The sequence below is a fragment of the Bradyrhizobium sp. Rc3b genome, assembly GCF_900114915.1.
Classification (GTDB): Bacteria; Pseudomonadota; Alphaproteobacteria; order Rhizobiales; family Xanthobacteraceae; genus Bradyrhizobium.
This window is the reverse complement of the sequence record NZ_FOUS01000003.1, coordinates 18,167-39,192: the sequence shown is the minus strand read 5'-3', so window position 1 is coordinate 39,192 and position 21,026 is coordinate 18,167. Positions and strand designations below refer to the sequence as shown.

Annotated in this window: 19 protein-coding genes; 4 read left to right on the top strand and 15 right to left on the bottom strand. The window is 66.4% G+C overall.

Features of this window, described 5'->3' with window-relative positions:
• Window positions 1–4 precede the first annotated feature (4 nt).
• From BM190_RS07000 to BM190_RS06935, 14 genes are all read right to left on the bottom strand, one after another.
• On the bottom strand, window positions 5–1,027 hold the full coding sequence (locus tag BM190_RS07000; protein WP_018318072.1) for a xanthine dehydrogenase family protein molybdopterin-binding subunit: 1,023 nt from the start codon (window positions 1,025–1,027) through the stop codon (window positions 5–7).
• Between the two features lies 1 nt (window position 1,028).
• Complete coding sequence (locus BM190_RS06995; RefSeq protein WP_092253138.1) at window positions 1,029–2,621, bottom strand: xanthine dehydrogenase family protein molybdopterin-binding subunit; 1,593 nt, start codon at window positions 2,619–2,621, stop codon at window positions 1,029–1,031.
• 8 nt (window positions 2,622–2,629) lie between these two features.
• A complete protein-coding gene (locus BM190_RS06990) occupies window positions 2,630–3,106 on the bottom strand; it encodes a (2Fe-2S)-binding protein (RefSeq protein WP_028143768.1) in 477 nt (158 codons plus the stop codon).
• Between the two features lie 6 nt (window positions 3,107–3,112).
• On the bottom strand, window positions 3,113–3,931 hold the full coding sequence (locus BM190_RS06985; protein ID WP_092253136.1) for an FAD binding domain-containing protein: 819 nt from the start codon (window positions 3,929–3,931) through the stop codon (window positions 3,113–3,115).
• Window positions 3,932–3,933: 2 nt separating this feature from the next.
• Window positions 3,934–4,377 carry an SRPBCC family protein gene (locus tag BM190_RS06980; RefSeq protein ID WP_092253134.1) on the bottom strand — a complete coding sequence of 148 codons (444 nt, stop codon included), beginning with the start codon at window positions 4,375–4,377 and terminating at the stop codon, window positions 3,934–3,936.
• Window positions 4,378–4,379: 2 nt separating this feature from the next.
• Window positions 4,380–4,817 carry an SRPBCC family protein gene (locus tag BM190_RS06975; protein ID WP_018318067.1) on the bottom strand — a complete coding sequence of 146 codons (438 nt, stop codon included), beginning with the start codon at window positions 4,815–4,817 and terminating at the stop codon, window positions 4,380–4,382.
• Between the two features lie 9 nt (window positions 4,818–4,826).
• Window positions 4,827–7,739, bottom strand: coding sequence for a flotillin family protein (locus BM190_RS06970; protein ID WP_018318066.1), 2,913 nt, complete (start codon window positions 7,737–7,739; stop codon window positions 4,827–4,829).
• 26 nt (window positions 7,740–7,765) lie between these two features.
• Window positions 7,766–8,599, bottom strand: coding sequence for a phosphoenolpyruvate hydrolase family protein (locus BM190_RS06965; RefSeq protein ID WP_092253132.1), 834 nt, complete (start codon window positions 8,597–8,599; stop codon window positions 7,766–7,768).
• A 3-nt stretch (window positions 8,600–8,602) separates the two neighbouring features.
• Entirely contained in the window at window positions 8,603–10,813 is a 2,211-nt protein-coding gene (locus BM190_RS06960) for an ABC transporter permease (RefSeq protein ID WP_092253130.1), read from the bottom strand.
• Window positions 10,806–11,588 (bottom strand): ABC transporter ATP-binding protein, encoded by a 783-nt coding sequence (locus BM190_RS06955; protein WP_018318063.1) that lies wholly within the window; start codon window positions 11,586–11,588, stop codon window positions 10,806–10,808. The genes BM190_RS06960 and BM190_RS06955 overlap by 8 nt, the downstream gene beginning before the upstream one ends.
• Complete coding sequence (locus BM190_RS06950) at window positions 11,581–12,663, bottom strand: branched-chain amino acid ABC transporter permease (protein ID WP_092253128.1); 1,083 nt, start codon at window positions 12,661–12,663, stop codon at window positions 11,581–11,583. Before BM190_RS06950 ends, BM190_RS06955 begins: the two co-directional genes overlap by 8 nt.
• A 1-nt stretch (window position 12,664) precedes the next feature.
• Window positions 12,665–13,675, bottom strand: coding sequence for a branched-chain amino acid ABC transporter permease (locus BM190_RS06945; RefSeq protein WP_092253950.1), 1,011 nt, complete (start codon window positions 13,673–13,675; stop codon window positions 12,665–12,667).
• A gap of 193 nt (window positions 13,676–13,868) precedes the next feature.
• Window positions 13,869–14,696 carry a helix-turn-helix transcriptional regulator gene (locus BM190_RS06940; protein ID WP_018318060.1) on the bottom strand — a complete coding sequence of 276 codons (828 nt, stop codon included), beginning with the start codon at window positions 14,694–14,696 and terminating at the stop codon, window positions 13,869–13,871.
• Between the two features lie 125 nt (window positions 14,697–14,821).
• Window positions 14,822–16,072 carry an ABC transporter substrate-binding protein gene (locus BM190_RS06935; protein WP_018318059.1) on the bottom strand — a complete coding sequence of 417 codons (1,251 nt, stop codon included), beginning with the start codon at window positions 16,070–16,072 and terminating at the stop codon, window positions 14,822–14,824.
• Between the two features lie 230 nt (window positions 16,073–16,302).
• Here BM190_RS06935 and BM190_RS06930 point away from each other — a divergent pair, with 230 nt between their 5' ends.
• On the top strand, window positions 16,303–17,160 hold the full coding sequence (locus BM190_RS06930) for an SDR family oxidoreductase (protein WP_092253126.1): 858 nt from the start codon (window positions 16,303–16,305) through the stop codon (window positions 17,158–17,160).
• Window positions 17,161–17,258: 98 nt separating this feature from the next.
• On the opposite strand, the gene BM190_RS06925 is transcribed toward BM190_RS06930, so the two are convergent.
• A complete protein-coding gene (locus tag BM190_RS06925; protein ID WP_092253124.1) occupies window positions 17,259–17,774 on the bottom strand; it encodes a YciE/YciF ferroxidase family protein in 516 nt (171 codons plus the stop codon).
• An 87-nt stretch (window positions 17,775–17,861) separates the two neighbouring features.
• Between BM190_RS06925 and BM190_RS06920 the strand changes: the two genes are divergently transcribed.
• The 3 genes from BM190_RS06920 (at window position 17,862) to BM190_RS06910 (ending at window position 20,982) form a co-directional block, all read left to right on the top strand.
• Window positions 17,862–18,056: a hypothetical protein gene (locus BM190_RS06920; protein WP_018318056.1), complete on the top strand. Its 195-nt coding sequence runs from the start codon at window positions 17,862–17,864 to the stop codon at window positions 18,054–18,056.
• A 125-nt stretch (window positions 18,057–18,181) separates the two neighbouring features.
• Entirely contained in the window at window positions 18,182–18,364 is a 183-nt protein-coding gene (locus BM190_RS06915) for a hypothetical protein (protein WP_092253948.1), read from the top strand.
• A gap of 296 nt (window positions 18,365–18,660) precedes the next feature.
• Window positions 18,661–20,982, top strand: a complete 2,322-nt coding sequence (locus tag BM190_RS06910; protein WP_092253122.1) for a molybdopterin guanine dinucleotide-containing S/N-oxide reductase — start codon at window positions 18,661–18,663, stop codon at window positions 20,980–20,982.
• Window positions 20,983–21,026: the final 44 nt, after the last annotated feature.

Here is a 21,026-nt window from a genome sequence, read left to right as displayed (position 1 = left end):
TCCTCTAGCGCCGCGCCTGCGGCCGCGCGCCGCCCTGGGCCTTGATTGCGCGCAACACCTTTTCGGGCGTGATCGGCAGGTCGTCGATGCGTACGCCGACGGCGTTGAAGATCGCATTCGCGACGGCCGGCAGCACCGGATTGGCGCACATCTCGCCGGGGCCCTTGGCGCCGAACGGACCGTCGGGAGCGGGCCGTTCCAGCACGGCGATATCGTGCGGGCAGATGTCGCCGGGGCCGGGCATCAGGTATTCGACGAAGTCGCGCGGGCCGTGAACGGGATCGGGATAATAGGGCTCCGGGGTTTCGTAGAGCGCGTGGCTGACGCCCATCCAGGCGCCGCCGACCAGCTGCTGCTCGACCAGACGGGGGTTCAGCGCGCGACCGAGCTCATAGGCGGAATCCATGCGCACCATCGCGACATCGCCGGTCTCGTCGTCGACCTCGACTTCCGCGACGAGACAGGCATGGGCGTAGCATGTGGCCGGCGACATCTCGCCGGTCTCCGGATCGACGTTGGAGAGCGGGACGAGAAAGATGCCGCGGCCCGAAATGGTCTTGCCCTGCTTGAACTGCGCGGCAATCGCGACATCCTTGGTCGAGATCGAGCGATGCGGCGCGCCCTTGACGTGGATATTGCCGCGGCCGTCGGTTTCGAGATCGGCGGCATTGACCTCGAGCTCCTCGGCTGCCGCCTCCATCATCACCCCGCGGGCCTCTCGCGCCGCGGCCATCACGGCGTTGCCGACCCGGTGGGTGCCGCGCGAGGCGAACGAGCCCATGCAATGCGGGCCGGTGTCGGAATCCGCCGTGTCGACATAGACGTCCTCGACCGGCACGCCCAGCGTCTCGGCGCAGATCTGCCGCGTCACCGACTTCATGCCCTGGCCGAGGTCGATCGACGACAGCGCCACCGTGAACTTGCCGCTGGGATTGGAGTGAACCAGGGCCTGGCTTGGATCGCCGCCAAGGTTCATGCCGATGGGATAGTTGATCGACGCCATGCCGCGTCCGCGATGCCTGGTCATGTCAGCGTCTCCTGGTGCCGAACACGGATGAGAACCGTGTTGCGCCATGCGATGGCGCGGCCGGGCGCGGTGGGGGAGGCGGCGGTGCCGGCGGGGGCGGATCGCGCGGCGGCTCCCGTGTCGCGGTCACCGGCGCGCGGTCATAGCTCGTGCGCTGCTGTGCAGGCGCAGCCGGACGCACACGCGACTCCGTTGGCGTCGGCGGGATCGCGGCGCGGCCGCCGCCGCCGTCCTTGCGCGAGGAGGCACGCTTGAACTCGTCGCGGATCGGCCATTTGGCCTTTTCGGCAGCGACCTGAACGCATTCGATCAGCGCGGTGTTCTTGGCCTCGCGCCGGTGCGCCTTCATGTCGCCGTCGCGATAGGCGTTGAGGATGCGAAACTCCATCGGGTCCATGCCGACGAGGTTCGCGAGCTTGTCCATCTGGCATTCGATCGCAAAGTCCATCGCGGTGACGCCGAAGCCGCGCATCGCGGTCGCGGGCGTGCGATTGGTGAAGACGCAATAGACGTCGCCATAGACGTTCGGGATGGTGTAGGGGCCCGGCAGATGCGCGGCGCATTTCACGGCGGCGTAGCTCGACAGCCGCGTATAGGCGCCGCTGTCGAAAAACGCGCGGATCTTGCGCGCGACGATGCGGCCGTCGCGCATGACGCCGTCCTTGATGTAAATGCGTTCAGCCCCGCGCGGCGGGCCGTACTGCATCTCCTCCTCGCGCCCGAACACGTAGCGGACGGGCCGTCCCGTCAGCATGGCGCCGAGGATGGCGAGCGGCTCGGTCAAGGTGTCGACCTTGCCGCCGAAGCCGCCGCCGACGGTGCCGCCGATGAAGTGGAACGTGTTGGAGGGCACGTCCAAAATCTTGGCGCAGGTATCGACCGAGAAGAACAACGCCTGGGTCGAGGTGTAGACGACGTAACGGCCGTTGGTGTCGGGCGCCGCAATGGCGCCGTTGGTCTCGGTGGGCGCGTGCTCGATCGGCGACATCTGGTAGCGCTGCTCCAGCACGTGGTCGGCGCTCGCGAGCGCCGCGTCGGCATCGCCGAAGCGCAGGCGCTGGTGGTCGTAGACGTCGTGATAGATGAAGGCGTTCTTCGGATAGGTCTCGTTGACCACGGGCGCGCCAGGCTTCAGAGCGTCCTCGACGTCGAACACAGCCGGGAGTGGCTCGTAATCGACCTTGACCTTTGCGATGGCCTCGAACGCCTCGCGCTCGCTGTCGGCGACGATGGCGAGGATCGGCTCGCCCTTGTAGCGGACCTTGTCGACCGCCAGCGACGGCTCGTCATCCCTGCCGAAATTGATCAGGCTGAGAAGCGTGTTGAGATTGACCGGCACATCGGTGCCGCGAATGATCCGGCGTACACCGGCCGAACGTTCGGCCTCGGTGGTATCGATGCGGCGGATCCTTGCATGGGCCTGCGTCGAGCGTACGACCTTCAGGTGCAGCATGCCTTGCAGCTTGTGATCGTTGAAGTAGCTCGACGTGCCCGTGACATGGCCGAGCATGTCCTGACGCTGGGTGCCCTTGCCGATTTCTTTTAAGTTATCGTCGCGCTCGTCGGCGAAGATGTCCTTGCGCAGTTCCAGCATGATCTACCTCAGGCGCTGACCCGGCCGCTCGCGGCGGCAAGGATGGCATTGATGATCGGCTCATAGCCGGTGCAGCGGCAGATGTTGCCGGAGATGGCCTCAATGACCTCGTCGCGGCTCGGCGAGGGATTGCGGTCGAGCAGCGCCTTGGCGGCCATCAGCATCCCCGGCGTACAATAGCCGCACTGGGCCGCGAAATGGTCGGCGAAGGCGCGCTGCAGCGGGTGCAGGTTCGGGCCCTGCTTCATGCCGTCGAGCGTCTCGATCGAGCGGCCGGCCACCGTCTCTGCCAGCGTCAGACAGGAGAGATGAAGCTCGCCGTCGATCAACACACTGCAAGTGCCGCAGCCGCCCTGGCCGCAGCCGAATTTCGGCGTCATGTCGCCGATCAGCTCACGCAGCGCCACCAGGAGATTGGTGCCGCCGTCGACGAAGATCGCGACATCGCGGCCGTTGTGACGAAACTGCAGGGGGATTTTTGACATGGCGATCTATTCCTGGCCTGACAGCAGGCGCCGCAGATGCACGCCGACGATCTCGCGGCGATACCAGGCGCTGCCGAGCGCGTTGTCGGATGGCGATGTTCCCTCGGTCGCCGCGGATGCGGCGGCCGCGATGGTCGCGGCATCGAGCGAGCGGCCCTCCAGCGCGCGCTCGGCGGCACGGGCGCGGATCTGGGTCGGCGCCATCGATCCCAGCGCGATCCGGGCGCCCGCAATCCGTCCGCCGCTGATCGGCAGATGCGCCGCGAGTGTGACGACCGAGCCGCCCTTCGGCTTGATGCGCGCGATCTTGCGGTAGCGGAACGCGTCGCTGCTCGCCGGCCGGGTGCAGGAGACCGACAGCACCAATGTTCCGGCCTGCCGTTCGCGCGCCTGCAGGAACTCTTCGATCGGGATGTCGCGCGCGCCAAAGCCGCCCGCGACGGCGACGGTCGCGTCGAGCGCCAGCAGCGCCACGGTGAAATCGCCGTAAGGACTCGGCGCGAAAAGATTGCCGCCGACCGTGCCCATGTTGCGCACGGCGGGACCGCCGATCGAACGGGCGGGCGCGTGCAGGAAGGCAAGGTCTCGTTCGGCAAGGATGCGCGCGAAGGTGACGCCGGCGCCGAGCGTGATGCGCGGCCCCGACGCGTCGATCCGGGTCAGCGCCTGGTCCTGGGCGCGGACCACGGTCGAGATCGCGACATCGCCTTCGTTCAGCGCGCGCATCACCAGCGTGCCGCCGCCGAGATACCGCGCGGTGCGGTCCGAGGACAGCGCCCCCGCCGCCTCGCTGGCGCTTGCAAACGTCTTCACTGTCACGGCCATGACTATGCGGCCTCCCTCAGATGCCGGCGGATTGCCTCGAACCCGGCCTGGTAAATGTCTTCCGCGACCATGTGGGTGATGCGGTCGCGATCTTCCGGCTTGGTGGTGAAGCGGGATTCCCAGTGCCAGAAGGTGCGGTCGCCGTCGGTGACCGGCAGCAGCCGGACATGGGCGACGTAGTTGAACATCGGCACCGGCGTATCGAGCAGGCAATAGCTGAAGGACTGTTCCAGGTCCGACAGCGCCAGCAATTGCTCGCGCAGCTCGGAACCGTCGTTGAGCTTGAACCGCCTGATGCAACCGATCTTGTCGGAAGACTGCGCGCGCTCGATCGAGGACGTCGCGACAACCGGATGCCAGCGATCATGGCCGTTGAAATCGCGCAGCACGGTCCACACCGCATCGGTCGGTGCGTCCAGGATCGTGCTCTTGACGACATGCGGCACGGTCAGCCTCCGAACACGCGCTTGAGCGCATCAAATCCGCCCTGGAACACGCCGCCGCCGATATTGCTGACGAGCTCGGTCTCACGCTCCGGCGCGCAATCGAATTCGGCGGTCCATTCCATGAAGGTCTGGTCGCCGTCGGTGACGGGGGTCAGCCGCAGGGTTGCGACATAGTTCTCGACACCCATCGGAGATTCCAGGATCGAATAGGTGCAGAACATGTCGTAGTCGGAGAGGCCGAGCAGCTTCTCGCGGATGCGGTCGCCGTTGCGCAGGCGGAAATCCCTGACGCAACCGATCTTGTCGGCGGGCTCGCCGCCCTCGATGCGGCTTTCGGCGATGGCCGGATGCCAGTTCGGCAGGCCGTTGAAATCGCGCACCCGCGCCCAGACGCGGTCGTTGCGGGCATTGACGACAGTGGAGACGTAGACGCGGGCCATGGCGCGACCTCAGCTCTTCTTCCGCGGCCCGCGCTCGGCCGGCGGCTCGCCGCCCTCGGCCGCGGGCGGGGCGGCCGCCGGCTTGTCGCCGCCACCTCCGCCACCACCGCTCTTGCGGGCGGAGTCCTTGATGCCCTGCATGTCGCGGGCTTCGCGGATCAGGCCCGGCATCTTGGCGAGGCTGCCGCCTTCGACGCCGATGTCGGAAAGGATGGAATCGATCAGCGGTGCCTGGACGCGGTAGCGCAGGGCGGAATCGATCACCTCGTCGGTGGCGCTGCGGCCGCCATTGCCACCATGGCCGTTGCCGTTGAGGCCGTCTACCTGGAGGATGCGGATGCCCTCGATCTTCTCCATCGGCTTGACGCTCTCGCGGACGATGCCCTCGATCCGGTCGAGCAGCTTGCGGCGGAACAGCGAGTAGCGCGCCTGATCGGTCAGCACGTTCTCGGCCTCATTCAGCATCCGCTGCGCTTCCGCCTCGACGGCCGCGCGCACGCGCTCAGCTTCCGCGGCGATCCGGGTCTCCTCGGCCTGCTTCTCTGCGAGCAGCACCTCGACCGTCTTGCGCCGTTTGGCGATCTCGCTCTCGCGCGCGGTGATGACGCGCTCAGTGGCTTCGGTCGCGCGCATCCGCGCTTCCTCGGCGGCGGCGCGAGCCGCGGACTCTTCCAGCGATTTCTGATGGATGGCGATGGCCTTTTCCATCAGCACCGTCTCGACATCCTTTTCGCGGTTGACCTCGAGCTTGCGCAGCTCGCGCTCACGGCCGACGCGGGCTTCGTCGAGGCCGCGATCGGATGCAATGCGCGCGCGCTCGACCTCCTCGCGGGAGGCGATCTCGGCCTCCTGCAGCGACTGGACGCGGGCGACCTCGAGCTGCTCGATGGCGCGGCGGCGCTCGATGCGGGCGGCCTCCAGCGCTTGCTCGCGCGAGACGTCGGTGGTCTCGACCTCCTTGCGCGCGACGATCTCGGCCTGCCGGACCTGGCGGTCGGCATCGATCCGCTCGGACTTCTTGGTCGACAGCGCGATGACGCGGTCCTCGTCGGCGATCTCGATCGCCTTCTTCTGCTCGATGTTGAGCACTTCGCGCTTCTTGGAGGAGTTGATGCGCTCGGCCTCGAGCGCCAGGTCGACCGTGATGCGCTGGCGCTCGATGGCGTCGCGCCGCTTGAGCTCGGCCGCCTCCAGCACGCCGGTGCGCTCGATTTCGAGCGAACGGGTGTCGCGCTCGGCCTGGATCCGCTCGGCCGCGACCGCCTTCTCCTGGGCGATGCGGGCCGCCTCGATCGCCTCGCGCGAGGCGATGTCGGCCTCCTCGACGGCGCGGTTGCGGGCGATCTCCAGTGAGCGCACGCGCTCCTCCTGGGCGATCCGGCTGGCCTCCGTGGTCTCGCGCGCCGCAATGCCGGCGACGTCGAGCGCCTGGTTGCGCTCGATCTCCAGCTGCCGCGTGTTCTGCTCGGCGGCAATGCGCTCGGCGGCGAGCGTCCGCTCGCGGGCGATGCGGGCGGCCTCGACCGCGCGCTGGGCCTCGATCTCGGCCTCCTGGATGGTGCGCACCTGCTGGATCTCCAGCGCGCGGGTGCGCTCGTCGGAAGAGATGCGCTCGACATTGACGATCAGCGTCTGGGCGATGCGGGCCTTCTCGGTCGCCTCACGGGCGGCGATCTCGGCCTCGTCGACGGCACGCGTGCGCTCGATCTCGCGGCGCCTGGTTTCCTCCTCGTTGGCGATGCGGGCGTCGGTGACGACGCGGTCCTGCTGGATCCGCGCCTTCTCGATGGCTTCACGGGCCGCGATCTCTGCTTCCTCGACCGTGCGCATCCGCTCGATCTCGCGCTGGCGCACGTCGCGCTCGGATGCGATGCGGGTGGTGTCGATCGAGCGCTGGTTGGCGATCCTGGTCTTCTCGATCTCCTCGCGCGCCAGCAGCTCCTTCTCCTCGATGGTGCGGGTCCGCTCGATCTCCTTCTGGCGGGTTTCGCGCTCCGAGGCGATGCGGGCTTCCGCGATCGCCTGGTCGTTGGCGATGCGGGCGCGCTCGATGGCCTCGCGCGCGGAGATCTGCGCCTGCTCGGCCTCGGTTTCGCGCAGCGCCCGTTCGCGGGCCACTTCCGTGCGCTGAAGCGCACGTCGCATCTCGATGTCGCGTTCCTGCTCCAGGCGTGCTGTCTCGCTCTCGCGCTCGATCTCCAGCGCCTGCCGCTCGGCCTCCAGATTGCGCGCCCGGATCTTGATCATCGAATCCTGCTCGATGTCGTTGCGCAGCTTCCGCTTGGCCTCGATGTCCTGCATCAGCTGGGTCAGGCCTTCGGCGTCGAACCGGTTCGACGGGTTGAAGAATTCGAGATCGGTCTGGTCGAGATCGGTGATGGCGACCGATTCGAGCTCGAGGCCGTTCTGGGCGAGGGCTTCGGCCGCGTTGGTCTTGACCCGCACGACATAGTCGCCGCGCCGCTCGTGCATCTCCTCCATGGTCATCTCGGAGGCGACCGAACGGATCGCGGAGATGAACTTGCCGGCCAGCAGCGCATGGAGCTGCCCGGGCTCCATGGTGCGGCGGCCGAGCGTGGCAGCCGCGATCGAGACGGCCTCGCGGGTCGGCTGCACCCGGACATAGAAATCGGCTTCGATGTCGACGCGCATGCGGTCGCGGGTGATCACGGCGTCCTGCCTGGAGCGGACGATGCCCATCGGCAGCACGTTCATGTTGACGGGCGTGTAATCGTGGATGAACGGCAGCACGAACGCGCCGCCATTGATCACCACGCGTTCGCCGAGGAAGCCGGTCCGGACGAACGAGGTCTCCTTGGAGGAGCGATGGTAGAGCCAGTTCACAATATAGACGCCGACCACGATCACGACGACCGCGACGATCAGCCAGAGGATCAATTCACCGACCAACATCCCCGACATCTTTTCCTCCCTCGAACCTTCAGGCGTTACCGCGCGCCGATCGCCTTGAATTGACGTACCTGCTCCGTCAGCGCCCGCTCCACGGGAAGCCGCTCCATCGAGGAGGCCCCGTAGAAGCCGTGGCAATGGCGGGTGTTCTTCATGATGAAATCGGCATCGGCGGGATCAGCGATCGGGCCGCCATGCGCCAGCACCAGGATATCAGGGTTGACGCTGAGCGCGGCGGAGGCCCAGGTGTCGATCTGCGCCGGACAGTCCTTCAGCCTCAATGCGGTCTGCGCGCCGATCGTGCCGCCGGTCGTCAGCCCCATGTGGCAGACGACGATGTCGGCGCCGGCGATCGCCATCGCGGCCGCTTCCTTCTCGCTGAACACATAGGGCGTCGTCAGCATGTCCTTGTCGTGGGCCTTGGCGATCATGTCGATCTCGAGCGCGTAGGACATCCCGGTCTCTTCGAGATTGGCGCGGAAGGTGCCGTCGATCAGGCCGACGGTCGGAAAGTTCTGCACGCCGGCGAAGCCAAGCGCCTTCAGCTGGTCGAGAAACGCGTCCATGTCGCGGAAGGGATCGGTGCCGTTGACGCCCGCGAGCACCGGCGTCTTCGTGACTACGGGCAGCACCTCGCCGGCCATGTCCAGCACGATGGCGTTGGCGTCGCCGTAAGCCATCAGGCCCGCGAGCGAGCCGCGACCGGCCATGCGGTAGCGTCCGGAATTGTAGATCACGATAAGATCGACGCCGCCGGCCTCCTCGCATTTGGCTGACAGCCCGGTGCCGGCGCCGCCGCCGACGATCGGCTCGCCGCGCTTCGCCATCTCGCGGAACCGCCTCAGGAGTGCTGCGCGTTCAAACCTTGGCATCGCTTACCTCGCTAGTCTCCGCCGCGCGCCGGTGCGACCGAACAGGGTTCGGAACGCACCGACGATGGCGGCGGCGAAGTCGGGATCGTTGATGTTCTTGGGCGTGCGGATGAGCTGCCGATTGCCGGTCTGCCGCACGGTGCGCTCCAGCGTGCGGAACAGCGCGGCATCGGCGTCCGGATCCCAGAACGGCTGGCCCCGCGCATCGAGTGCGGAGACGCCGCCCTCGGGCAGGAAGAACCGCACCGGGCCGTCCATCTGGTTGAGGCGCTCGCCGATCCACCGGCCGATGCGCTCGTTCTCTTCCACGCTCGTCCGCATCAACGTCACCTGCGGATTGTGGACGTGGAATTTGCGGCCGCGGTAGCGCTCGGGAATGGTGTCGGGCGCGCCGAAATTGACCATGTCGAGCGCGCCGACCGAGCCGACATAGGGGACGCGCGTGCGGATGATCGCACCGAAGCGATCCTCGGTTGCAGGAAACACGCCGCCCATCAGGAGATCGCAGACCTCCGTCGTGGTGAGGTCGATGACGCCGGCGAGCTGGCCGGATTCGACGAGTTTCTCCATGGAGCGGCCGCCGACGCCGGTGGCATGGAAGACCAGGCACTCGAAATCGTCGCGCAGCTCGGCAGCGATCTTCTGCACCGCCGGCGTCGTCACGCCGAACATGGTGATGCCGACCGACGGCAGGCCGCCGGCCTCCCGTGCCGTCGCGGCCCGCACATCCAGCCGCGCCTTGACCATGCCGGCGAGCGCATTGGCACCGTTGGCGAGCACCGCGCGCGAGATCGAGTTCAGCCCCTGCACGTCGGTGACCGAGTGCATCATCGTGATGTCGGCCGAACCGACATAGGGCCCGACCTCGCCGGAGGCGACGGAGGAGATGATCAGCTTCGGCACGCCGACGGGAAGCGCGCGCATGCCCGGGGCAACCAGCGACGCCGCGCCCGAGCCGCCGGCCGAGATCACGCCGGCGACATTGCCCTGGCGCCGCAGCCAGCTGGCGAACGCGTCGGCCATCGCGGTCACGGCAGCGCCGCGGTCGGGGCCGAACACCGCGGCACCGCCGCGGCCGTGGTTGAGCGCGATCTCCTGCGCGGAGACATCGCAGCTGGAATGCTTGCCACTGGTCGAGACGTCGACCAGCCGCGTGCGCAGGCCGGTTTCGGCGATGATGTCGCGGATGAAGCGCAGCTCGAGGCCCTTGGTGTCGAGCGTGCCGACGACCAGCACGACGGGCGGGCCGGCGGTCTGCGCCGCCATCGGCTCGCGCTTGCGCCGCGCGGTCTCGTCGAGCCGCGCGACCTGGGTCGAGAGTGTGCGCGCCGCCGCCTCGATGCGGGCGATCGGCACCGGCTGCGACCATCGCGTCGGCAGCGTTGGGTTGGAGACGTAAATGCGGATCGGCCCGTCGCGGCGCGGCGCCGGCGCCGGTTTAGCGTCCGGGCCGGATGCGGGGATCTCGATATCCGGCTCGAGCTCGGCGTGAAGCCCGACGCCGAGCAGGCGTTGCTGGAGCTCGCGGTCGGCGGCGAGCCGCGCGGAGTCGATGATGCGATTGATGCGGCCATTGACCATGATCGCGACGTTGCGCGAGACAGCGGTGGCGACGCCGATGTTCTGCTCGATCACCAGCACGGACATGTCGCCGTCCTCACCGAGCCGCAGCAGCATCTCCTCGACCTGCGCCACGATGACAGGCGCAAGTCCCTCGGTCGGCTCGTCCATGATCAACAAATGCGGATTGGTGAGCAGCGCGCGCGAGATCGCCAGCATCTGCTGCTCGCCGCCCGAGAGCTGGCCACCGCCGTGATCTTTGCGCTCGGCGAGGCGCGGGAAGGTGTCGTAGATGCGCTCGACCGTCCATGCGCCGGAACGCATGCCGCCGGCCAGCCGCAAATGCTCGTCGACGCTGAGCGAACGCCACAGGCGGCGTCCCTGCGGCACGTAGCCGACGCCGAGCCGGGCGATCTGGGCGGAGGGCCGCCGCGTGATGTCCTCGCCGCGGACACGGATCGACCCGCCGCTGACGCCGACCAGCCCCATGATCGCCTTGCACAGCGTGGTCTTGCCCATGCCGTTGCGGCCGACGACGGAGAACACGCCGCTCTCCAGCGTCAGGTCGACGCCCTGCAGGGCGTGCGAGTGGCCGTAATAGACGTCGAGCCCGCGGACCTCGAGCGCGGCGGCGGAGCGGCGGGCCTCATTCATGGCCGCCTCCGAGATAAAGCTCCTGCACCTCGGGGTCGGACTGGATCTCTTCCGGCAGGCCTTCCTTGAAGATGCGGCCGTTGTGCATCATCGTGACGCTCTCGACGACGCGCAAGGCGACGTCCATGTCGTGCTCGATGATGATGTAGCCGATATGCGCCGGCAGCGAGGTCAGGATCTCGATCAGCTCGGCCCGCTCGGTGGGGGACAGGCCCGCGGCCGGCTCGTCGAACAGGACGAAGCGCGGGGCGCCGGCGAGCGCGAGCGCGATCTCGAGCTGGCGCTGCTGACCGTGCGCGAGCTCGGCCACGCGCTGGTCCTTTACGGCGGCCAGATGCACGGCCTGGACGAGGTTGTCGGCCGCATGCATCAGGGCATCGTTTTGTCCCGGCCGCAGAAACGAGAACCGTCCGCGCGAGACGCCGCGGCAGGCGAGATAGACATTGTCCTGCACGGTGAGGCCGGGGAACAACGCTGAGATCTGGTAGGTCCGGCGCAGCCCGCGGCGGATGCGTTCATAGGGCGGGAAGTGGGTGACGTCCTCGCCGAAGAAGCGGATGGTGCCGGAGGAGGGCGCGAAGTCGCCGGTGATGCAGTTGAACAGCGTGGTCTTGCCGGCGCCGTTGGAGCCGAGCACGGCGCGGCGTTCGCCGGGGCGCACGGTGATGGTGACGTCGGTCAGCGCCGCGAGCGCGCCAAACAGCCTTGTCACGCCGCGCAGCTCCAGCGCGGCACCGGCACCGACGGCCGAGAGGCGCTGCGCGACGCTATCCATGACCGCGTCCTCCGTTTTGGCGGTCGGTGCGGGGGCGTTGGCTCTGGCGCCAGCGCTGCCATAGGCCGATGACGCCGTCCGAGGACCAGAACACGATGGCGAGGAACCCGAGCCCGATCAGTAGCCGGAAGCGGTTGCCGTCGAGGCCGAGCCTGACCAGGAAGTCGAGCGCGAAGGTGCGCAGCAGCACGAAGATCAGCGCGCCGATGAAGGGGCCGATCGGACGCGTGATGCCGCCGACGACGGCGATGATCAGCACGTCGATGCAGGCCCCGACACTGACCGAGCCCGGCGAGATCTGGCGGTAGTTCCAGACCTGGAGCACGCCGGCAAGTGCGGCCACGAAGGAGGCGAAGGCATAGGCGGCGACACGGTGCGCATTGACGTTGAAGCCGAGCGCCGCCATGCGGCGCGGATTATCGCGTACGCCCTGCAGCGCAAGGCCGAAGGGGGCACGCGAGATATATTCGACGGCGAAGTAGCAGAGCGCGGCAACCGCGAGCACGACATAATAGAAGGGAATGTCGGCGCGCCAGTTCACGCCCCAGAAGTGCGGCGTGGCCACGGTGTTGATGCCGGTATGGCCGTTGAAGATCGCCCAGTTCTGGTTGGTGAAATAATAGAAGGCAGCTCCAATCGCGAGCGTGATCATGATGGTGTAGATGCCTTCAGTGCGCACCGCGAGCGCACCGCCGAGCGTGCCGAACGCGGTCGCCAGCGCCAGCGCCATGGGCACCGCGAGCCACCACGGCCAGCCCAGGCTGATATTGGCGTTGCCGCTGACGCCGAACACGGCGACCATGTAGGCCGAGAAACCCGCGATCGTGAGCTGCATCAGGCTGACCATGCCGCCATAGCCGGCGAGGAACATCAGGCTGAGCGCCATGATGCCGAGGATCAGCGTGGTCGCGAAGATCTCGATCAGGAAGAAGCCGCTCGCGATCAGCGGCATGATCAGGAGAATGATCGCGACGATCCAGGCGGCGGGATTGTTGATCTCCGGCCATGTCCGCGCCGGGCGCTGCGCGACATCGGCGGGGCGAACGGCAACGCGGGCATCGTGGGTGAGCGACATGTCAGCGCCTCGCCAACAGGCCTTGCGGCCGGATCGCCAGCACCAGCACCATGATCAGGAAGGTCACGACGATGGCATAGGTCGGGATGTAGACCGAGCCGAGCTGCTCGGCGAGGCCGATGATCAGCGCGCCCAGCGCCGCGCCGGGGATCGAGCCCATGCCGCCCACGATCACGACGACGAGGGAGGCGAGCAGGAAGCGGATGTCCTCGCCCGGGGATAATGATTGGAAGGTGCCGCCGACGACGCCGGCAATGCCCGCAAGTCCCGCACCGAACGCGAACACCGCGACGAAGACGAGCTGGATGCGCACCCCGGTCGCGGCGAGGATATCGCGGTCGTCGACGCCAGCGCGGATGATCATGCCGGCGCGGGTGCGATTGAGCGCGAGCCACATCGCCACGCCGATCACGACGGAGGCGGCGAAGATCACCAGCCGCACCAGGGGATACCGGAGATAGACCGGCTCGCCCGATGATTTGATCGCCGTGACCAGCGGCAGCTCGATGGGGCCGATCAGCCAGTTCGGCGTCTGGATCTGGTAAAAGTCGCCGCCACAGGCCCACAGCATGAGATCGGCGAACACGATCGAGAGCCCGATCGTCACCATGGTCTGCCTGAGGTCCTGGCCCTCCATCCGGCGGAATACGATCAACTGGAGCAGGACACCGACCAGGGCGGTGAGGATGAAGGCGACGATGAAGCTGAGCAGCCAGGAGCCGGTCGCCGTGCTGATGGCGTAGCCGACATAGCCGCCGAACAGATAGAGCGAGCCGTGCGCGAGGTTGACGTTGCGCATCAGGCCGAAGATCAGCGTGAAGCCGCTGGCGACGAGGAAGTAGAGTCCGCCGAGCGTGATGCCGTTGAAGACCGCGTTGAGGAAGACGCGCTTGCGGCCGATGGCTTCTTCGAGGCCGGGCGGCCAGACCGCGAAGACCAGCCAGAGCGCGATGGCAATGGCAATGATCGAGATCAGCGCCCAGGCCGGGTGGCGTTCGACAAAGCGGCTCATGTGCGCCACCCGCTTGGCCAGGGCGCATCCCGAAGGTCCACCAAATACAGGTCAGGCAGCCTTGCGCCGGCCGCTAGCCTCGCCATGAACGTGCGCTCCCGTCGGTCGCGACCCTCTTTCGGGATCGCGTTGCCCGCATCCTAGCGGGGCTGCGAGGACGACGTTTGATTGTGAGTATCTTTTCGTGGCCCGCTCAGGCGCGCAAAATCTTGGCCGCGCGACGATAATCGGTCGGGGCCATTCCCACATTGGCGGCGAAGAAGCGGGTGAAGCCGCTCTGCGACGAGAAGCCGAGATCGAAGCCGATATCGGCGATCGGCGTCTCGCTCGCCACCAGCGCTTCGAGCGCATGTTCCATGATCAGCGTGTTGAGATAGAGGTTCGGCGTCACGCCGGTCTGGACGCGGAACAGCCGGTAGAAATGCGGTCGCGACAGTCCTGATTCCCGCGCGATCGTATCGAGCTCGATCTCGGCGCCGGGGCTCTCCGACATCATCTTGATGCATTTGCGCACGCGGAAATCGGTGACGGAGCCGTTTGCGCGTGGATCGCGCGCGATCTCGGCCTGCTGCCAGCTTTCGTCGTAGCAGATGTCGATCAGCCGCCGCAGCTCGGAATCCAGGCTGGAGAGCGATGGTGCGCCGCACACGAGCGCGGCCGTCCGCCTGATGTGCTTGTCCAGCGCCGGCGTGCGCCGGAACTGGGTGCGGCCGAAACGCATCCGGTGGGTGCCGGAGGCATCGGGTGCAAACCATTCGGCGTTGACATAGAGCACGAAGAAGATCGCGCCGCCGTCGAGATCGGCGGGCAGGAAATTGTGCGGCTCCCAGGGATTGACCGCGACGACGGACGTCTCGTTGAGATCGTGGTGTCCGTCGGAGACGTCGATGCATGCGGGCATGCCGCCAACATGGAAGATCAGATGACCTTCACGATGGGCGTGAATATTGAAAGGGCGGTTCAACTGATAAACCGTCGCCCGGCCGAACCGGCCGTGGAAGACGGCGAGCGCACGGCTCATGCCTTCCCCTCCCGAATGTTCTTGTCTTTTCGCTCAGCGTTCAACAACGCCGACGAGATTGCAAGAGCGGAGAGCGACCGCGTCAGCAAGTCGCTCCCCGCGTTGCGCATCGCAGGGGTGATGCGTCAGTATTTCTTACATTCCGGCACGGTGCGGCTCGGCAGCCCGATCTTGGAGAATACGGCCGGGTCGTAGCCGAGGGTCTGGTTCACGTTCGGGATCACCTTCACGACCTTGCTGAACAGCGCGCCCTTGCCGTCATCGACAACCTCGGTGACGAAGTTGGTGCCGATCGCCTGGCGGTTGGAGTCGAGCTTGATCTTGCCGTTCGGCGCGTCGATCTCGATCTTGGCGAGGGCTTCCTTGTACTTGGCCTGGTTGTTGGAGAGATCGCCATTGACCTGACGCAGCGCCAGGATCAGCGCCATGGTCGAGTCATAATAGTTGGTGGCGAGCAGCGACGGGCTCGGGAAGCGTTTGTTGGGCGGGAAAGCGTCCTGATAGGCCTTCACGAATTTCTGCCAGCCCGGATCCTCCCAGGTATCGGCCTGGCCGCTCGCCGCGATGGTGCCGACCAGGGCGTTCTTGGCGTTGCCCTTCGACGACAGGATGGTCTGGTCGATCATGATGGAACCGCCCATCAGATGCGCCTTGCCGCCGGCCTGCTGGTACTGGTTGAGGAAGTTGACGGCATCGGCGCCGCCAAGCCCGAGATAGATCGCGTCGACATCGTCGGGCAGTGCGGCGATCACCGAGGCGAAATCCTTGGTGCCGAGTGGCACCCATTGCCGGTTGGTGACCTGTCCACCGGCGCCGCAGAACTCGAGCACGAGGCCGAATACCTGCGTGTAGATGAACGAATAGTCCTCGCCCACGGTTGCGATCTTGCGATACTTCTTTTCCTCATAGGCATATTTGCCGAGGCCGACCTGCCACTGCGCGCCGTCCATGTTGTAGCGGAAGAAGTTCGGGGCGGGATCGACATAGGTCGTCTCCTGCGCGCCGGAGGCCGCGTTGATGAAGGTCAGCTCGGGATGGGTTTTCGCAAAGTTCTTCACCGCGATGCCCTCGTCGCCGGAGAGCGGCGAGAGCAGGATCTGCACTTTGTCCTGCTCGATCAGCTTGCGCACGGCGCGTACCGCGCTGTCCGGCGTCGCGTCGGTCGAGGCGACGATGAATTCGAGTTCCTTGTCGCCGACCTTCTTGCCCAGGACGTTGAGGGCCGTCTGGTGGCCGCGCATGCCGTCCTCGCCGAGCACCGTGTACGTGCCTTCGAGGGTTGCGGTTACGCCCACCTTGATCTTTTCCTGGGCGATCGCTGCGCTTGAAAGAAACAAGCTGCTCAGCGCGAGCAGTCCCACACTGCATTTCGACATTGTGCTCCTCCCTGTGTGTTCGTCTTTTGTCGCCGCGTGGCTCTCGGCCCGCGGCTTTGATGGGAAAGCTAACCGAAGTCGGATGCGGTGCATGCGTTGGCGCCCCCTTTGGTTTGACGGGCAGTCTCATTTTTGAATGGTGCGGCGCAAATGGTTTCGCGGTGCAACAGGCGGTCACAGGAACGCTTCCGGCGGGGGTCCGTTAGCGGAGCAAATCGCTGGAGTTGTCCATGATCGAATACCCCAAGCCGCCTTATCCTTCGCAACAGCAGCCGATGCCCGGTTCGACGCGTGCGATGAATCCACGTCCCGATCATGGCGAGGAGAGTTACAAGGGCGCCGGACGCCTGGCCGGGAAAAAGGCGCTGATCACCGGAGGCGACAGCGGCATCGGCCGTGCGGTCGCGATCGCCTATGCCCGAGAGGGCGCCGACATCGTCATCTCCTATTTGAACGAGGACGAGGATGCAGCCGAGGTCAAGGCGCTGGTGGAGCAGGCCGGACGCAAGGTCGTCCTGATTCCCGGCGACATCAGCAATCCCGAGCACTGCCGCGGCATCGTGCGTCGCACCGTCGACGAGCTCGGCGGCATCGATATCCTCGTCAACAATGCGGCCCATCAGGCCACGTTCAAGGACATCGCCGACATCAGCGACGAGGAGTGGCAGCGCACGTTCGCGACCAACATCCACGCCATGTTCTATCTGACCAAGGCTGCGGTCCCTCATATGAAGCCGGGAGCTGCGATCATCAACACGGCGTCGGTGAACTCGGATATGCCCAACCCGACCTTGCTGGCCTATGCCACGACCAAGGGCGCCATCCAGAATTTCACGGGTGGGCTGGCCCAGATGCTCGCCGAGAAGGGCATTCGGGTCAACGCCGTCGCTCCAGGTCCGATCTGGACGCCGCTGATCCCCTCGACGATGTCGGAGGAAAGGGTCAAGAATTTCGGCAAGCAGGTCCCGATGCAGCGCGCCGGCCAGCCGGCCGAGCTCGCAACCGCCTACGTCATGCTGGCCGATCCGCTCTCGAGCTACACCTCGGGGGCCACGTTGGCCGTCACCGGCGGGAAGCCGTTCATCTGATTGGACGCGCCTCGTCAGCGTCGGCGACGTTGAGAGTGCAGCGCAAGAATCGTGGCGGCGCCGGGGGCCGGGCCGCCACGTCCTGGTCAGCAGATCGATCAGGCGGCGTTGGACGCCTTGGCGTTGACTCCCTTGCGGAGCGCCACCGTGTTCAGCTTGGTGTTGGCCGCCTTCTCTTCGTTCAAATTGGTCGTGAGGAAGCGCACGATGTCGTCGTGGCCGAGCTCTTCCGCCCAGGCGATCAACGTGCCGTAGCGGCAAATCTCGTAGTGCTCCACGGCCTGCGCGTTGGCTACGATCGCGGCATCGAGCACGGACTTGTCCTCGATCTCGCCGGCGGTCGCGTCGGCTTCCTCGATCAGGCCGTCGATGGCCGAACACTGCGTGCCGCTGGGCTCCTTGCCGAGCTTGGCGAACACCTTGTCGAGCCGTTCGACCTGCTTGTTGGTCTCGTCCAGATGAGCCTTCAGGCCGGCGGCGAGATCCCTGTTGGTCGCCTTGTCGATCATCTTCGGCAGCGCCTTCAGGATCTGCTGCTCCGCGTAATAGATGTCCTGCAGCCCGTGCAGCAGCAGGTCTTCCATCGATTTGATGTCCTTGGTGAAGAATCCCATAAAAGACGTCTCCTTTTCACAATGATGACACTGGAACGCTGCGCGGCCGCAGCTGTTCCATTCCGGTGTGCAGATCGGGAGAGCCGAATGAGCGATGGAATTGATCATCTTGCTGGCTTGCTCGGACGCGCGGCGATGGACGTGTGGGGCGACATGCCTCGCGACATCCAGGAAGCGCTGTTCGAGTCCGCCATGAAGGGACGCGAGAGCGAGCGCGAGGAGCTTGCACGGCTACTGCACGAGCGCCATCCGCGCACGCTTCATCCGGCCCGGCCGGGATGATGCAGCGGGTGGAACGATCGTACGCGCCGCTGATTGGTAAACTGAGCGACGCGTCGCCGAATGGCTCGCATGGGGCCGCGGGAGGCGCGTCGCTCGGCCGTTGGAAAATTTGTGAGTCGATCGCCGTGACTGAGGTAAACATCGGAAAATGGTACGACCCGATCTCGGAACGGTGGATCGTGCCGCGTGAAGCGCGCGCCATCGCCGGCTATGGTCAGTCCGGCGCCGAGAAGGTGCCGGAGAGCCACGAGAGACGCGAGGCGCAGCGGATCTGGGAGCTGTTGGTGGATTGCTGCGCAGGGGAGTGATGCCGAGCCTCAGGCGGATTTGGGCCGAAGCCAAACTGTCGTGGTCCCCCCTTTAAGCGCCCGTCGAATAGTTGTGGTCAGATAGATCCCGGGCGCTCCGCGGCACCTTTGAAACCGCTTTCGTTCCTCGCGGTGCGGCCGACAGCTCCGGGCTTGGGCGAACGCCTCCTGAAACGACTTCTGGCATCGCGGGGCAGCCCAGCGTTTCCGTCAACGCTGATCTCGACGACCTCACGATCGGATCGGTATATTACCACCCCGATTAGCAGGCCGGACGCCGGAACAAGGATCACGCGATGGACGATACGATTGGCTTCCCCGATCCCGGTCTCGACCTGTCGGATGGCTTCAAGCCGCACACCTCGCATTGGGGCGTGTTTTCCGCGCGTCAGGGCGCGGCCGGGCTGGAGGTCAGGGCCTATGCGGGCGACCCCGATCCGAACGGCATCATCGACAATTTCCCTGGTGCGCTCCGCCATCAGGCGCGCATATCCCAGCCGGCGGTCCGCCGCGGCTGGCTCGAGCGCGGGCCGGGTCCCGACGATCGCCGCGGCCGCGACGAATTTGTCTCCGTGAGCTGGGAGAAGGCGCTTGACCTGCTCGGCGACGAGCTGTCGCGCATCCGCGATACAAGCGGGCCTGGCGCCGTGTTCGGCGGTTCCTATGGCTGGTCGAGCGCCGGCCGCTTTCATCACGCCCAGAGCCAGGTGCATCGCTTCCTCAACATCGCGATGGGCGGCTATGTGCGCTCGGTCAACTCCTATTCCTCCGGCGCGTCCTCGGTGCTGCTGCCGCAAATCCTCGCCGGCTATGAGGACATCACCAAGCGCAACGTCACCTGGGAGCAGATCGCCGATCACACCGACATCGTGCTGGCCTTCGGCGGCATGGCGCTGAAGAACTCCATGGTGGCCGGCGGCTCGATCAGCAAGCATGTCGAGCGCGGCGCCATGGCGGCGGCCCGCAAGCGCGGCTGCGAGTTCATCCTGGTCAGCCCGCTTCGCGAAGACCTGCCCGTCGAGGCCGGTGCGGAGTGGATGACCTGCGTGCCGAGCACCGACACCGCCTTGATGCTCGGCCTCGTCCACACGCTGGTCAGCGAAGGCCTGCACGATCAGGCCTTCCTCGATCGCTACACCGAGGGATGGCCGGTCTTCCTGCGCTACCTCACCGGCGAGAGCGACGGGCAGGCAAAGCATGCCGAATGGGCTGCCGCGATCTCAGGCGTCGAGGCGGAGACGATCCGCAAGCTGGCGCGCCGGCTCGCCGGAAAGCGCGCACTGATCACCGTCTCTCATTCGCTGCAGCGCGCCGAGCATGGCGAGCAGCCGGTGTGGATGGGTATGGTTCTGGCGGCGGCGCTCGGCCAGATCGGCCTTCCCGGCGGCGGCTATGCCTATTCGCTCGGGGCGATCGGCTATTACGGCCGCCGCGTCAACGACGTGCCGGGGCCGACGCTGGGGCAGGGCCGCAACGGCGTCGCCGATTTCATTCCGGTGGCGCGCATCGCCGACATGCTGCTCAAGCCGGGCAGCACCTATCGCTACAATGGCGAGACGCGGACCTATCCGGACATCCGAATGGTTTACTGGGCCGGCGGCAATCCCTTCCATCATCACCAGGATATCAACCGCCTGCGCAAGGCTTTTGCGAAACTCGACACGTTCGTCGTGCATGAGCTCGCCTGGACTGCCACCGCCCGTCATGCCGACATCGTGCTGCCGTCGACGATGACGCTCGAGCGCGAGGACATCGGCTATTCCAGCAACGACCCCCTCATGGTGGCCATGCACCAGATCGCCGAGCCGTTCGGACTTTCGCGCGACGACTACGATATCTTTGCCGATCTCGCCGACCGTTTGGGGGCCCGCGAACCCTTCACCGAGGGCCGTACCTCGCGGCAATGGCTCGAGCATCTCTACGAGCCGACCCGCGCCTCGCTCGCCAAGCGCGGCCTGGAAGCCCCTCGCTTCGACGAGTTCTGGGCGCGCGGCAGCCTGGTCGTGCCGCAGCAGCCCGATGATGGCGGCCGGTTGCGCCGCTTCCGTGAGGATCCTGTCAATCACGCGCTGCCGACGCCGAGCGGGCGCATCGAGATATTCTCGCAGAAGATCGCCGGCCATGGTGATGCGGATTGTCCGGGACATCCGGTCTGGCTCGACAAGACCGACATGCCCAAGCCCGGGGCGCCGTGCTTCCTGGTCGCCAACCAGCCGGTGACGCGCCTGCACAGCCAGCTCGATTTCGGCGGGCACTCGATTGCGGCCAAACATCGCGGCCGCGAGGTCGCGCGGATGAACCCGCGCGATGCTGATGCACGCGGCATCAAGGACGGCGACATCATCCGCCTGTTCAACGATCGCGGTGCGTGCCTTGCCGCGGTCCACGTCACCGACGGCATCGCGCCCGGCGTGGTGCAGCTTCCGACCGGCGCCTGGTACGATCCGATGGATCCGGAAGACGAGGCGCCGCTCTGCGTTCACGGCAATCCGAACGTGCTCACCCGCGACATCGGGACCTCGTCGTTCGCGCAAGGCTGCACCGGGCAGCTGACGGTGGTCGAGGTGGAGAAGTTCACCGGTAATCTGCCGCCGATCCGCGCGTTCGATCCGGTGTAGGGTGTCGTAGCTCCGATGGAGCGCAGCGTTGCGCCAAGAAAATG